This is a genomic window from Thermaurantiacus sp. (assembly GCF_053487655.1).
Window position 1 is genome coordinate 14709 of the sequence record NZ_JBRCLD010000007.1, and the last position, 13600, is coordinate 28308.

12 protein-coding genes and 3 pseudogenes are annotated in these 13600 nt (G+C 60.0%); 8 read left to right on the top strand and 7 right to left on the bottom strand.

Annotated elements, in window-relative coordinates; translation table 11 throughout:
* Nucleotides 1-95: 95 nt before the first annotated feature.
* From wecB to ACWIQA_RS00920, 6 genes and pseudogenes are all read left to right on the top strand, one after another.
* Nucleotides 96-1304, top strand: a complete 1209-nt coding sequence (gene wecB / locus ACWIQA_RS00895) for a non-hydrolyzing UDP-N-acetylglucosamine 2-epimerase (protein WP_448581186.1) — start codon at nt 96-98, stop codon at nt 1302-1304.
* Between the two features lie 30 nt (nt 1305-1334).
* Nucleotides 1335-1475 (top strand): annotated as a pseudogene (locus ACWIQA_RS00900) (sugar phosphate nucleotidyltransferase); the annotation flags it as partial.
* Nucleotides 1476-1768: 293 nt separating this feature from the next.
* On the top strand, nt 1769-2905 hold the full coding sequence (gene galE, locus ACWIQA_RS00905) for a UDP-glucose 4-epimerase GalE (protein ID WP_448581187.1): 1137 nt from the start codon (nt 1769-1771) through the stop codon (nt 2903-2905).
* A gap of 130 nt (nt 2906-3035) precedes the next feature.
* Complete coding sequence (locus tag ACWIQA_RS00910; RefSeq protein ID WP_448581188.1) at nt 3036-4007, top strand: hypothetical protein; 972 nt, start codon at nt 3036-3038, stop codon at nt 4005-4007.
* A gap of 2 nt (nt 4008-4009) precedes the next feature.
* Nucleotides 4010-5272: a hypothetical protein gene (locus ACWIQA_RS00915; RefSeq protein ID WP_448581189.1), complete on the top strand. Its 1263-nt coding sequence runs from the start codon at nt 4010-4012 to the stop codon at nt 5270-5272.
* A 52-nt stretch (nt 5273-5324) separates the two neighbouring features.
* Nucleotides 5325-6332 (top strand): NAD-dependent epimerase/dehydratase family protein, encoded by a 1008-nt coding sequence (locus tag ACWIQA_RS00920; protein WP_448581190.1) that lies wholly within the window; start codon nt 5325-5327, stop codon nt 6330-6332.
* A 12-nt stretch (nt 6333-6344) separates the two neighbouring features.
* Here ACWIQA_RS00920 and ACWIQA_RS00925 read toward each other — a convergent pair whose 3' ends face one another.
* From ACWIQA_RS00925 to ACWIQA_RS00940, 4 genes are read right to left on the bottom strand one after another with little or no spacing between them, the layout of a single operon-like run.
* Complete coding sequence (locus tag ACWIQA_RS00925; protein ID WP_448581191.1) at nt 6345-7358, bottom strand: sulfotransferase family protein; 1014 nt, start codon at nt 7356-7358, stop codon at nt 6345-6347.
* Entirely contained in the window at nt 7358-9199 is a 1842-nt protein-coding gene (locus tag ACWIQA_RS00930; RefSeq protein WP_448581192.1) for a sulfatase, read from the bottom strand. The genes ACWIQA_RS00925 and ACWIQA_RS00930 overlap by 1 nt, the downstream gene beginning before the upstream one ends.
* A gap of 31 nt (nt 9200-9230) precedes the next feature.
* The gene (locus ACWIQA_RS00935; protein WP_448581193.1) at nt 9231-9494 is read right to left on the bottom strand and encodes a hypothetical protein; all 264 of its coding nucleotides are present in this window, start codon (nt 9492-9494) and stop codon (nt 9231-9233) included.
* Nucleotides 9484-10632: a glycosyltransferase family 4 protein gene (locus ACWIQA_RS00940; protein WP_448581194.1), complete on the bottom strand. Its 1149-nt coding sequence runs from the start codon at nt 10630-10632 to the stop codon at nt 9484-9486. The genes ACWIQA_RS00935 and ACWIQA_RS00940 overlap by 11 nt, the downstream gene beginning before the upstream one ends.
* Before the next feature lie 131 nt (nt 10633-10763).
* On the opposite strand from ACWIQA_RS00940, the gene ACWIQA_RS00945 reads away from it, so the two are divergent.
* Nucleotides 10764-12224 (top strand): lipopolysaccharide biosynthesis protein, encoded by a 1461-nt coding sequence (locus ACWIQA_RS00945; protein ID WP_448581195.1) that lies wholly within the window; start codon nt 10764-10766, stop codon nt 12222-12224.
* A gap of 69 nt (nt 12225-12293) precedes the next feature.
* Here ACWIQA_RS00945 and ACWIQA_RS00950 read toward each other — a convergent pair whose 3' ends face one another.
* From ACWIQA_RS00950 to ACWIQA_RS00960, 3 genes and pseudogenes are all read right to left on the bottom strand, one after another.
* Nucleotides 12294-12440 (bottom strand): hypothetical protein, encoded by a 147-nt coding sequence (locus ACWIQA_RS00950; protein ID WP_448581197.1) that lies wholly within the window; start codon nt 12438-12440, stop codon nt 12294-12296.
* Nucleotides 12401-12586: pseudogene (locus ACWIQA_RS00955) on the bottom strand (transposase domain-containing protein); the annotation flags it as partial. The gene ACWIQA_RS00950 and the pseudogene ACWIQA_RS00955, both read right to left, overlap by 40 nt.
* A complete protein-coding gene (locus tag ACWIQA_RS00960) occupies nt 12544-12657 on the bottom strand; it encodes a hypothetical protein (protein ID WP_448581196.1) in 114 nt (37 codons plus the stop codon). The pseudogene ACWIQA_RS00955 and the gene ACWIQA_RS00960, both read right to left, overlap by 43 nt.
* 113 nt (nt 12658-12770) lie before the next feature.
* Between ACWIQA_RS00960 and ACWIQA_RS00965 the strand changes: the two are divergent.
* A pseudogene (locus ACWIQA_RS00965) lies at nt 12771-13199 on the top strand (transposase); the annotation flags it as partial.
* Nucleotides 13200-13600: the final 401 nt, after the last annotated feature.

Below are 13600 nucleotides of genomic sequence, written 5' to 3' on the forward strand. Positions count from 1 at the left end.
CGGCGGGGGCAGGCTGCAGCCGAGGATGCCGACGCCGTGGTGGAAACCGCCTGCCCGTCCCCCCAAGGAGAGCCCGTCCCTTCGGGCGCGCGACAATGCGTGTCCTAACCGTTCTTGGCACGCGCCCAGAAGCAATCAAGCTTGCCCCGGTCGTTCGGGCACTGGAAGCGGCGCCGGGCATCACCTCCATCCTCTGCGCCACCGGGCAGCATCGTGAGATGCTCGACCAAGCGCTCACCTGCTTTGCGCTCAAGCCACAGTACAACCTCGCCATCATGCGCCACGACCAGACCTTGTCTGAGGCAACGGCTGCCATCCTTGACGGTGTGAGTGCCGTCCTTGCAGCCGAGCGGCCGGACTGGGTCCTTGTCCAGGGGGACACCACGACCACCCTAGCTGCCGCGCTTGCTGCCTTCCACGCGCGCGTGCCTGTTGCGCATGTCGAAGCAGGCCTTCGCACCGGCGATACATGCACCCCCTGGCCCGAGGAGATGAACCGCCGCCTCGTCACCAGGCTCGCCACCCTCCATTTCCCGCCGACTGCCGTGGCGGCTGCCCACCTCCGCGCCGAAGGTGTCGCCGAGACCGCCATTCTGGTTACCGGCAACACGGTCATCGATGCGCTCCATGCGCTGCGCGCCCGGCTCGATTCCGACCCCGTGCTCGGCTGCGCGCTCGATGCCCGCTTCGGCTTTTTGGCAAGCTCCCGCCGGCTCCTCCTAGCCACTGCCCATCGCCGGGAGTCGCTCGGTGGCGGCTTGATGCGCCTGTGCACTGCGCTCCGCCTTGCCGCTGGTCGCGGTGACCTCGAAATTGCTGTTCCCGTCCACCCCAATCCGGCGATCGCGCAAACCGTTCATGCCATGCTGGCCGGGGTGCCGCATGTCCATCTGCTCGCCCCGCTTGATCCGCTCGCCTTCGTCCATCTGCTGCGCCGGGCCCACCTCGTTGTGACCGATTCGGGCGGCGTGGTCGAGGAAGCTGCCGCCCTTGGCCGTCCAGTGCTCATTACGCGGGAGAAGACTGAGCGCAGCGAAGCCGTGAAAGCCGGTGGTGCACGGCTCGTCGGTACTGCCACTGGGGCCATCTTGACCGCAATCGAGCGCCTGCTTGCCGACGAGGCCGCCTGGGCGGCCATGGTCCGCGCTCCCAACCCCTTCGGCGACGGCCATGCCGCCGCGCGAATCGTTGCTCGCCTTCGCAGCGCTGAGGTGCCGGCCCTGCCGGTGCGCGAACCCGCGGCGCGGTCGCTTCGTCCGGCAACAACCCGCCTGCGCGTTGCCATGCCCCGCCCGCGCCGCTAGGGCGCTCAAGACGCACCGGAGACCGAAGCAGTGACGAACCCAGAAATCTGGCCAGTCCTCCTCTCTGGTGGCTCAGGAACGCGGCTTTGGCCACTATCGCGCGCCGATTTGCCGAAGCAGCTCCAGTCCATCGCCCATGAGGAAACCATGCTGCAGGCAACAGCGCTGCGCGCGCACCGGCAGCCCCAGCCCCCCCTAGAACGAACCGTATTCCGAGCAAGATTGCCTCAGCGGCGCGGATTATGGCTCACTTGGAATCCCGGGCGGGCTTGTCGCAAGGCATGGGGAAGCCGCGGCTGTCCGGGGCCGGTTGGGGAGATGGGGAATCCCGGGCCCGGGTTTGAGCGGCCGGGCAAACCGCGCGCCAACGCGAGCTGATCGACGCGACCGCTCTGGCTCGCTTGAGCCGGCGCTAGGCTATTCCCCGTTTTATCAGGGGCTTCGGCAATTCTGGCGGGGGTGCCATGGCCGGACGCTACAGAGCTGATCCTCAACCTGATCATCAAAGGGGTAAACTCCACCACCCTGTCAACTCCGGCGATGGCACTATGAGCTCCAGGTTGCAAAGCGCTCGGTGCCTGTCTATCTGCCGCCTTGTGGAAAGGCGGGAACAGTCATGGCGGGCCGTCGTTTCCGGTGGCGCTGGCTACATCGGCTCGCACCTCGTCTGGGCGCTGGTAGAGCGTCATTGGTCGGTGTTGGTCATCGACGATCTTTCAACCGGACTGCGACAGAACCTGCCGGGGGAAGCGCAGCTTCTGGTGGCCGACATGGCTTCAACGACTGCTGGCATGGCAATAGAGGATTTTTCGCCGGATATCATTTTTCAATTTGCCGCAAAGATTCGCGTCGATGAGTCGTTCGAGAGGCCCGATCTGTATTGGGATGTCAATTTACGCCGGTCAGGCGAGCTGTTCGCTAAATCCTTGGACAAGGGTGTCAGGCATTTCGTTCTCTCGTCAACGGCAGCCGTCTACGGCGAACCGGACGTCGACTTCGTGACTGAGGACACGCCTGCTCGACCAATTTCTCCCTATGGCCGCAGCAAGCTGGCGTCGGAATGGTTGCTTCACGATCTGTGCGAAAAGGCCGGGGCCACCTACACCGTTCTTCGCTATTTCAATGTTGCAGGGGCGGACGCGAAGCTTCGGACAGGGCCCCGCTTGGGAACCGGGAACCTCATCAGCGTTGCGATTGAGGCGATGCTCGGCCAACGAGCGGAGCTGCCGATATTCGGCACGGATTACGACACGCCTGATGGAAGCTGCATCCGCGACTTCATACATGTGACTGATCTGGTAGATATCCACATCCGCTCCGCTGAACGGTTGCTGCGGGGTGGCTCTAGTGTCTGCTTCAATTGCGGCTACGGTAAAGGTTATAGCGTCAAGCAGATTGCCGAACGGGCTCGGCAGCTGGCCAGCCATCCCTTCCGGGTCAGCCACAAGGGTCGGCGGAAGGGCGATATTGTATCAATGGTGGCCAACCCCGAACGCATGAAGCAGAACCTTGGGTGGGCACCGCTTCATGAGGATCTTGATTTCCTGCTGCTAACAGGCTTCCGCTGGGCGTCAAAGGGTCTAGCGCTGGCCCCGGTGTGAGCATGCTCCAGTTGCAGCGCATGATCGATCGGCGCATGGGCGCCTGGCGTGCCCGGATGTCTGGACTTCGCCCGCGTACCAGAAGCCGGCGCAGGGGCTATTGTCGTCTGGTCTTCCCGGGGAGCCATTGATGCATGGCCTCCGTTCCGCCGTCTCTGGTGACCGCGTCGATGTTCTCTCTCTGGAGGGAGTGGCGCGCGACATCGTCGTGCGCTGGTACCTGCTGCCTTTGGGTGCGGTGCTTGGTTTCGCCGCAGGCTTGATACACCTCTCTATCGCGGAACCGAAATATACCGCGACCGTCACGCTCGCGCCAGTGCTGCAGGAGGGCTCTAGTGGGTCGCGGCTGGAGGGGCTGGGGCGGCTTGGCAGCCTTGGCTCACTGGCCGGACTCGGCGGTGCCTTCGGCAGAAGCGGGATGGAATTCCGCAAGTTTTTCGAGGTGGCCAAGTCGAGGACGCTGGCCGACCGGTTGGTGGCCAACAAACCGCTTGCTACCCGATTGTTTCATCAGGAGTGGGATCAATCAGCCGCCCGCTGGCGTCCGCCCGATGGCTTTGTTCCCGCTGTGAAAGGTTGGCTTGCAAATTCGTTCGGGATTGACGCACTTGCTTGGCAGCCCCCCGACGGAAGTCGCATGCAACAGTTGCTGAGGCGGCGGCTTGCGATCGTCGAAGATCCCGATAGCCCTTTCATTCGTCTCAATTTCGAGGGGAGAGATCGAGATCTTTCGCTTCAACTCCTGCTGACGATCGTCGACCAGACGGACAGTCTTCTGCGTCATGCCGCCCTTGATCGGTCTAGCAAGCGCATTGCGTTCATTGAAGCCCAGATTCCGTTCCAGCCATCGTCAGATCTGCAGAAGGCCTTCGCAACCGAACTTGCCGAACAGCAGCGAACGCGCATCTTCGCTGCATCAGCTGCGCCCTTCGCGGCGGAGCCATTGACGCCAGCCACGGTTTCCTCACGCCCAACCTGGCCAATTCCGCTGATAAGCCTAGGCGTTGGGACTGGCCTTGGGCTGATGCTGGCAGCGATTGCTGCAGCTTGGCTGGGTGCCCGTCGACGGCGAGTTCCGGAACCGTTAGCAGCAAATTCCTAGAAATGATATGGCTTGAAAGCGAGCCGGAGCGTGTGCCCTTGGTGAGGCAACCGCTAGTCCAAGCGCTGTCCAACATTCTTTTTCTGCTTGGAATATTCCTTAGTCCCTATTACTTCTGGTCCAGCGGACTTCCTCAAATCTCGCACATCGTTCTGGCGTGGGGTGCCTTAGCTGTTTTTGCCAAAGGTGAGGTTATAATTCACAATCCGTGGCGAAACGCTTTTATTTTTTGCGTCTATACTCTTTCTGTCAATAGCATTGTTGCAGCCGTCAATGGGGTTGTCTTGCCGCTCCTGTCGTCTGCCTACTATTTCTTCAACCTCATGATCGTCGTTGGACTTGTGAACGCAGCCATTCGAACGGGGTTAGATCAGTTTTTGCGCTGGTGCCACTGGGTCCTCCTGACTGCCCTGATGATACAGACGACCATCATTGTCTCAGGGCTTGGGAGAACGTTTGAAACGATCCGTGCGACGGGGACGTTCAACGATCCCAACCAGCTGGCCCACTGGTTGATCTGGAATGTGATTTCCGTTCTGGCCATTGGTCGCGCGATAGGTGCCCCACTGCGCGTCGGGGTCGCGGCATTTGCAATTGCCCTTCCAGCTGTCGTTCTGTCGGCGTCACGCTCCGGGTTCCTGGGCATGTCCATCGTCTTCCTGTCTCTAATTATGTTGTTAGCAAATAAACTCTCTTTTTACTGGAAAAACTCCTCAGAAATAATTCGGATTCTTGGGCGAGCGGCCTTGATTCTCGCTCTAGGTTCTCTTGCGTTCGCTTCTAACGAGTTGTTTGATCTCGCGCTAGATATTCAGGTGGGATGGAATATACTCGACAGGTTCTCAGAGATCGGGGCCTTCACAAGCCTGGAGGGAAGAGGCTACGATAGGATTTGGAAATTTCCTCATTACCTTGTGTTTGGTGCAGGCGAGGCTGTCAATTCAAGATGGTCAGAAAAAACCTGGTTTCTTCTCGAGATTCACTCAACCATTGGCGGCGTCCTATTTTCTTATGGCGTTATAGGTCTATTATTACTTTTTGTGATGATTACACCCGCAATTCTGTATTGGCGCGATTGGAAAATGCGGATTCTGTTGCTGGCGCCGCTGGTTTACAGCATCGCGACCTACAATCTCCGGAACACCATGTTCTGGGTTGGTCTCGCGCTCACCGTTCTAGCAGCGCTTCGGGTCCGCGGTGGAGTGCTTGTTGGAGCGGCCGAGATAAGCCGTGGGACGATGGGCAGTGCTCGCAGAATAGTTTAGTGCCGCATTGCGCCGGTCATGAGCGTGATTGTCGCCTTTGAAAGGATGGTGGATGAGCGATAAAGGCAAGGGTAGCAACGTAACCCTGATCGACGTGATCGGCGGAAGCGGGTTCATCGGAACCCGACTTATTCGTCGGCTCCTTGCGCGAGGAGACGTGAATGTACGGATTATCGACAAACAGCCAAGCGCCTCGTTTCCGGAACTTGTCCATCTTTGTGATGTGCGGGATACCGCCGGGCTTCGTCAAGTCATCCGATCTGGTTCGACGATCGTCAATCTCGCTGCAGAGCATCGAGATGATGTCAGACCTGTTTCCCTCTATTTTGAGGTGAATGTCGAAGGTGCCCGGAATGTCTGCAGGGTGGCAACGGAAGTTGGTTGCCATCGTATCATATTCACAAGCTCGGTGGCGGTTTATGGGCGGTCTAGCGAACTGGAGCCGGCGGATGAGACATCGCCACTGCAACCCACAGTGCCATATGGCGAATCGAAGGCAGCGGCGGAGGCCGTTTATAAGGAATGGCAGGCCGGACATCCCGAGGCACGAAGCTTGCAGATTGTGCGCCCAACCGTTGTCTTTGGCGACGGCAACCGAGGAAATATCTACCAGCTCATGCGGGCGATCTACAATCGAAAATTCCTGATGATCGGCGACGGATCTAATGTCAAGTCAATCTGTTATGTAGATAATTGCGCTTCGTTTCTCGAAACCCGACTAGCAGCGCCAGCAGGCGTCGAAATTTTCAATTATGTAGACAAGCCGGACCTGACGATGCGGGAATTGGTCAATCTCATTGCGGCAGAGTGCGGCGTGGGGACGGTGCCCCGCTTGCCGCTACCGATGGCGCTCGCCGGGGCGCTTGCCAATGGATCGGCGGCCCTTTCCAGGCTGGCGGGACGTCGACCGATCGTTACCCGCGAGCGACTAGAAAAATTCGCCATGTCCACCGCTTTTGCAACTCGGGCATTCGAGCTTGGGTTCAGTCCAGAGATCCCCCTCGAGAAGGCGCTCGCAAAGACGATCCAGGCAGAGATTGCAATCGATGGGTTTCGCTGAAGACGGGCGGCTTCAGGTCATTCGCGTAGCGAGAAGCATCTTCTGTGCCTCGGCGAAGGAGGCGATGGCCCTCGCGGCGCGTCTGTCGGGTGCTGCAGCGGTCCGTGCCGGCCAGGCGGATAGTCGCGCGCAGGTTTGCGCAATGGTCGCGGAATCTGCCGGGGTCCAGTCACGATTTAGCAGTCGCGGCAACAGGGCTTTACATTGATCGGCAGGTGCCCGCACCAATTGCTCATAGTCGACCACAATCATTTGTTCCCGGGGTAGTTTGTACAGTTCGAGTATGGCCTCAGCAGCTAACTCAAAAGATCTGCAAACGAACTCGGCGATACATGCTTCGGATGGGGTGTGCCCCCCGTATATTGCGCTCATCCGCCCCCACATGCGCAGATTGGACCAGTAAACATGGACAGGATCCCTAACCAGATATAGGAATGCGGCGGTGGGCCACAGCGCACGGAGCGAGGCAATCCGGAAAAGATGTGCCGGTGATTTGCAGACTAGCCGACCGTGAGACTCGGCAGAGACGTGGCGCAGGAATTCAGAAAGCAGCCCTGCTGCGTGGCCGTCCGTATCTAAGAGAGATTCCTGTAAACTTTCCATAAGTCGACTAGAGTCAAGAAATCCCCTATATGGTGAGGGGCCTCCTAGCAGCAGAATAGGGAATTCATCTTCTTGGGCCGACTGAGCATCGATCTGCACATCGTCCATCGGGCGCTGTTCGCGGCGACGCCCGGGCGAAGATAGCAGCCGAAACGAGGCGGGGCGGAAACAGGCCTCAGTTGTCGGAGCGGTGAACCCTGCAAGTGCCGCGAGAAGGCTGTGAAGATACGTGGTTCCCGAGCGCCAAAAACCAACTATGAATACAGCCACATCAGCCGAATCTGGAGCAGGCAGTCGACACTGGAGGCTCCAACAGGTATCGAACAAGAGTTGCCTGAGGCGGCGTCTACCCGAACCAGACTGGCGCGCAGACAGCCAACGTCCCAAATTTTGTCCGTACCAGAGACTTCGGGGGGCTGGCATTACCTTGTTCCCTGTTTCAACTTGGTCTTCAACGTCTCCTCCAGGCGCTTAACGATGTCGGGTCTGGACGAGATCATGTTTTTGCGATCGGGTCCGGCGGCATGAAGATATTTAAGCGATTTTGTCAGCCTCGGATCGGTTGCCGTCTGGCCAAGGTAGACCGTGTAGTGCCATGGCCAGTTGATGACGCTGGCGGTACCATCGCTCGGTCCATCCCGCACGCGGGCGGGCTCGAGCCAGAAGGCAAACACAGGTCGCGCCCGTCTGGCGCCCGTGTCTGTTAACACGGTCCCGCTCATGGACCGGGGAATGCTGACGCCGGCAAGGGCAAGGATCGTCGGTGCGATGTCGACTTGGCTGACAGGGGTTTCTACCTTGGCCGGCACCACCATGTCGCCATGAAAGAGCAGCGGAATCCGGATGACCGCAGGGTCCAAGCGTGGCCCGCCGTGACCGCCATAGTCGGAAGCAAAGGATTCCCCATGATCCGCGGTTAACACCAAGAGTGTGGATCGAAGCCTCCCAGTATTCTGGAGTGAAACCAGAAACCGGCCGATTGCATAATCGACTGCCCGAATTCCTTCGTCATAGCGGGCTTGGAACAACGCCTGCTTTTCAGGCGCAAGCTTGGCGAAGCAAAAATGCGGATGAGTGAGCTCAGAACCGGAGATCGTCCGCATGTCAGGTGAAGGATCGAACATTCCCACAAACGGCGAGGATGCAACATAGGGGTCATGAGGAGGCATCAGATGCACCCAGAGGAACAGTGGCGGCCCGTCCACCCGGTGGATGAGCAACCGTTCAGCTGCCGCTAGCGCCCTAGCCGGATCGTAATGGTGGCCCGGCACTGCAGTTGCCTTCACCAACTTGCCGGCAAGGGCGAAAGCGAGAGGCGTGAAACCGAGATCAGAAGCCGGGCAGGAGAAGCGCAGCCAAGCAGAAAGGCGATCTAGGCAGCCGACCGGCAGCGCCATCTGGTCCGAAAGGACCACGTCGAAATGTCGAGAGAGGCCGAGCTTGTGCGGACCACCGAATGGATTGGTGGACACCGCAAGGGTGCGGTAGCCGGCCCGGCGCAGAGTTGCGGGCATGCTTTGATCCGCCGCCTCGTTGCTCAGCCGGGCCTTAAGGTGCCAAACCTTGTGGCCGAGCGGGTCCTGACCTGTCATTAAGGAGGCGAGCGCCGGCGCTGTGAAACTGGCGACGGCGTAGGCTTGGGTGAAGTGGAGCGAGCGTTCGGCCAACCTGTCAAAGACCGGGCTGGTGTGCCGGGGATAGCCATGTGAGCCAAGGTGCATGGCCGAAAGGGCGTCCGTCGAGATCAGCAGGATATCCGGCCTCGACCCCTTCGCCCCCGTGGCGGGCAGCGGCAGCGGCGCGGGCCGTGACGCTAGCGCACCATCCACGACTGCAACTACGCCCAGCGGTAGCACCGCCAGCCCCAGCGCCATGCCGGCGCTTCGTGCCTGCCGGGCGGCATGGGGATGACGAAGCGCGAGCCAGGCTGCTATCACCAAACATAATACGGCCCCTGATAGACTGCCTGGCGCAATATCCCCCAAAAGTGGGACCAGCCCCAGCCACGCGGCGAACAAAAAAATCCACGAAACTAGGAAACTCGACCAGCTGTCCTGGATCTTCGGTCCGAAAGCGGACGCGATTACCAAGGAGACGCCCATCAGGGCCAGGGCCAGCGGCAGGTGCAACGCCACGCATGCACCAGCCGTCAGGGCGACCTCTCCTGGCCGAAGGTGGTGCAACAAAGAGTCGAGAAGCGCCGGCAGCGTCAGAAGCAGGGGGAAAGACAAGGCTGCAAGCGCCGTCTCAAGCCCGGTTACCAAGGAGGAGATCCTCCGTGCCGACACAGGGAGATCAGGGATCATTCCGAAACATTCTACGAAACGCTGAGATCACTTTTTCTGCCATGATTTTCAATTGCTCTCGCATGAAGACGAGCACGCCGGCGACAAGCGCGAATATCGGGTAGAAAATTTGGTAAATCTGTCCACCAATATTCGGATCGATGTAGGCTGCGGCCGGATCGGGATCCAAAACCCCCATCAAGAGTAACACCAATAACACAGGATTTCTGTGCCCACGAGCCGGATAGGGGGAAAGCTTCTGGTCAATGCGCACCGGCAATCCTGCCTGCCGTCCTAAGGCCCAGCGTCTCGAGAAAGACCGTATTGATCGACCGGATATCAAACCACTCTTCTGCCAACTTTCGGCTTGCGGCACCCATTTTGCGCACTTCAGTGGGGTTCTCGGCCAAGAAAATCATTGAATTTGCCAATTCAGGCGCATTCCTCGCAGGGACAAGAAAGCCGTTGCGCCCGTCGATCACTGTCTCGCGACATCCAGGCACGTCAGTGGTAATGATCGGTAGTCCGGATGCCATCGCTTCTTGTGTGCTTCGCGGAACACCCTCACGGTAAGAGGGAAGAACAAAAGCAGTCGCCTCTCGAAACCAATCTCGCGGATCTACGAAGCCAGGCCATTCCACAAGGCCTTCATCTACCCATCCCCGAACGGTCCCCTCGTCCACCGAAGAGGGGTTACTGTCGATGCTTCCCAATAGGACGAAGCGGCTGCGAGCAATTTTCGCTCGAACAATCCGTGCGGCTTCCACGAATTCTGTAATCCCCTTCTCCCTTAGAAGGCGACCCACGAAAACATAACAGGGCGGATCAATTTTTGGCTCAAGCAACGGCCATTCGTCGAGTGGCACACCGATCCCCCGGATCAACACGGCTCGGCCAGGCGGGACAAGCCTTCGCTGTTGAAACTCCGCCATGTCGTCCGGGTTTAGAAAAATTGTCTTTTCTGCGATCCTCAAGCTGCTACGAAATAGAAAATCAAGGCCCGTCCGCAGCATCCGCTTGACGAGGCCCTTTGTACCACTCTCAGTATACACGAAACCAAGACCCTCCAGAAGGGCAAAGTTGTGCGGCACGCCCGCCAGCCTAGCTGCTTGTAGGCCGTAAACCACTGGTTTTACAGATCGTGCGATAGCAACATCAGGCCGAAATTTCCGCAGTGCGCGGGCTACGCTAATGATCGTCTTCACATCTTGCGCGGGGTTCATACCCGTCCGCGAGAGCGAAAAGGAGCCAGAGACACACGACATTCGGTTAAGCGCATCAAGCGTGGAAGCATCATGATCCGGGGCAAGAGCTATCACCTCGTGACCCAGCCCCACCATGTCGCGGATAAGCGGGCCCCGAAAGTTGACGATGCTCTCAGCGGTGTTGGATATGAAAGCGATGCGGGCCATAGCTGTCTATATCGATGCCGGAGCGGCGCCCATCGAAGGAAACTCGAAAGTGCGAACAGCAACGGTCTCATGACACGCACGTCGGCACGATGCAACCCGGCGTCCCGTCTGGCGTGGGTCGGAGCAATGACGTGACCGCTGCTCCGACTCGAGGGCCGGGAGAGCAGCTGGCCTGGCACGCATTTGGCCGGCTTAGCGGCGCTGCATTCAGCATTGGCATCATCGCTCTCCTCACCCGGATCCTGCAGCCGGCGGAATTTGGCACCTATTCGGTCCTGATTTTCCTAGCCGGTCTTGCCTACATTGCTGTCCTGCAATGGCTGCGCATTCTGGTGGATCGGGAGCTTCCCAATGCTGGACCCGATGGAGCTCGGCTGACCGGGGGGATTCTGCTTACCACGGGCCTTTCCGTGGTTGGTCTGGCGCTCGTTTCGTGCACCGTCGCCCTCCTCGTGCCGGCAAGCAAAGAATGGGTTGTTCTCGGTTTCGCCTTCACAGTCAGCTATGCGGTGTTCGAAATTGCCATGGCTGTTGCACGTGCTCGCTTGCAGGCTGCGCGGGTTGCCTGCCTCCACTTGCTCAAGGGTGCTATCGGCCTCGGCCTTTCCTACCTGCTGGTCCGCGGTGGATTCGGTGTGGCGGGGGCTGTTCATGGGCTTGTTGCGGCGCACGTTGTCTGTGCGATCCTCGCGCTCGCCCCCCTCCCGCGGGTCGCCGATCTTCGGCTTCCTTCCCTGTCGTTCCTACGTCGAAGTCTGATGCTGACTCTTCCAGTGTCGCTATCCTTAGCGCTGTGCGGGGCGATAAATGGAGTTGGTCGAGTAGCCCTACAGATTTCCGGCCGCGAGGGCGAAGCGGGTCTGTTCTCAGCGGCGTTTGATCTGGCCGGCCAGGGGCTTATCCTCCTAGCGGCGATCGTTCACAGTGGCTTTTACCCCTCCCTCGTCCGGGCGCATGACAGCGGCGAGACAGAGCGCTTCCGGCAACTTTGGCTACAGTTTGGGCAATTTACGATCGCCGGTCTTGCCTTCGGCATCGGGATTCTTGTCGCTTTATCGGGGCCTCTGACCGGACTTGCGCTAGGGTCCGAATTCCGCGACGGTGCCCAGCCGATCTTCATCTTGGCCTGCTTCGGCGCTGGCAGCCTTGGCTTCGCCAATTTCTTCACGGATGCTGCCTTTCAGTTACGGCGCAGGACCGGGGCGCTGCTCGCGATTGGTGGCCTCGGCCTACTAGTCAACCTTGCCCTTCTTGGACTTCTGATCCCCCGCTACGGCGCCATTGGCGCGGCATGCGCCACTGTGGGAGCGAACCTGTCCTATTTGCTGCTCAGCTGGTTAGTCGGACGACGCCATCTCGCCCTCGGAATTGGTAGACCTGAAGAGGTCCTAGCAGCCCTAGCGCCAGCGGTTGGGGCCGTGCTTCCAGCGCTTTTGTGCGTTAGCCTGCTTGATTTGCGCCCAGTCCTAGTCATCTTCATCGGCGGCATGCTCGGACTCGCTGGCGCGCTGACCGCGGCCTTGCTCAGCGATTTCGCTGGATCAAGGCGTCGCGCCCTGGCGCTGGTTATTAAAATTGTGCGACGGCAATGAACCGACGCTTGGTGGCCTCTCTGCTATAAACCGCTTTGGTGTATCTATCCGGCGAAGACCGCGGCGTTGTCAGGTGCCTTTCATGAACTCCGCCCTGCGCTCGTTGATTATGTCGACATCTGGGCCGAGGCGGGTGGCTGCGGAGCGGGCGGTGAAAAGCAGCGACGGGGCCGCCATCAGGCGGCAAGCGCCGCTTGTGGTGGCGACCAGTTCCATGGCAGCAGTTCCTCGAGCCGACTTGCCGGATGGTGGGCGATGCGCGCGAGAATGTCGGCCAGCCAGGCTTGCGGATCGACATCGTTGAGCCTGGCGGTCTCAATCAGCGTGTAGAGGAGGGCAGCACGTTCACCCCCGCGATCCGAGCGGCTTGCATCAACCGAGCCATGCGCTTCTTTGCTATGGCGACGCTCTCGGCCGGCAGCTCGGCATCCACCCGGGGAGCGCCATAGGTGCCCCGCGAAGCAGCATGGATCGTCCGGATCCTGATGTGCCCCCATCTCAGAGGTCCATCGACTATCGTAGTTTGGACCAGGAAGGAACGTTTGGATGGCTGGCAGGAGGCACAAGCCTGAGGATATCATTGGGAAGCTTCGGGAGGCGGAGATCGTGCTGGCGCAGGGCGGCACGGGTCCCGATGCCTGTCGGCGGATCGGGTTTACCGAGCAGTCCTACTATCGCTGGCGCAAGGCGTATGGCGGCCTGAAAGTCGACCAGGCGTAGCGGTTGACCCGACGGGCGGCGTAGCCAACGAGCTCGAGCGGGAGAACGCGCGGCTGCGGCGAGCGATATCGGACCTGACGCTGGACAAGCTGATCCTGCAGGAGGCGGCGCGGGGAAACTATTGAGCCCCGCGCGCCGGCACCGTTGCATCGGTCATGTCCGGGCAACCTTGCCCGTGTCCGAGAGGCGGGTGTGCCGGGTGCTCGGGCAGCATCGATCGACGAGAGCGCCAAGGAGCCACGCGGGGCGGACGACCCGCAGCACATGGAGCATGCCGTTCACAAAGCGCCGATTGTCTCCCACAGGTCGCGCCCAGCACCCGCGCTCAGGCGGCAGAAGCCCGCCAAGCACCGCCCATTCCTCGTCCGTCAGATCCCCGCGAAACACAGCCGCTCCCCAAAAGGCAGCCTTGACCCACAACCCGAATCCCCGGGGGATCTCCTTTGTTAACACGGCCTACAGCGTGGAGATAGACCTTGCCGACCTACCTCCGGATCGGCACGCCCGTCCCTCTGACCCCGCCATAAACCGCCGATAGGACGGGACCGTGAGGAAGTCGGGCAGCTCCTCCGCCAGCACGAGGTCTGTCAAGATGGTTGCCGCCTCCCGATACTTGCCGGCGGCGAAGAAATTGTCGCCGACCTCCCCCTTCCAGA

Excerpts from the sequence above, each read along its gene's own strand:
- wecB (WP_448581186.1), top strand. The coding sequence starts at position 96 with ATGCGTGTCCTAACCGTTCTTGGCACGCGCCCAGAAGCAATCAAGCTT.
- galE (WP_448581187.1), top strand. The coding sequence starts at position 1,769 with ATGGCCGGACGCTACAGAGCTGATCCTCAACCTGATCATCAAAGGGGT.
- ACWIQA_RS00910 (WP_448581188.1), top strand. The coding sequence starts at position 3,036 with ATGCATGGCCTCCGTTCCGCCGTCTCTGGTGACCGCGTCGATGTTCTC.
- ACWIQA_RS00915 (WP_448581189.1), top strand. The coding sequence starts at position 4,010 with ATGATATGGCTTGAAAGCGAGCCGGAGCGTGTGCCCTTGGTGAGGCAA.
- ACWIQA_RS00920 (WP_448581190.1), top strand. The coding sequence starts at position 5,325 with ATGAGCGATAAAGGCAAGGGTAGCAACGTAACCCTGATCGACGTGATC.
- ACWIQA_RS00925 (WP_448581191.1), bottom strand. The coding sequence starts at position 7,358 with ATGCCAGCCCCCCGAAGTCTCTGGTACGGACAAAATTTGGGACGTTGG.
- ACWIQA_RS00940 (WP_448581194.1), bottom strand. The coding sequence starts at position 10,632 with ATGGCCCGCATCGCTTTCATATCCAACACCGCTGAGAGCATCGTCAAC.
- ACWIQA_RS00950 (WP_448581197.1), bottom strand. The coding sequence starts at position 12,440 with ATGGAACTGGTCGCCACCACAAGCGGCGCTTGCCGCCTGATGGCGGCC.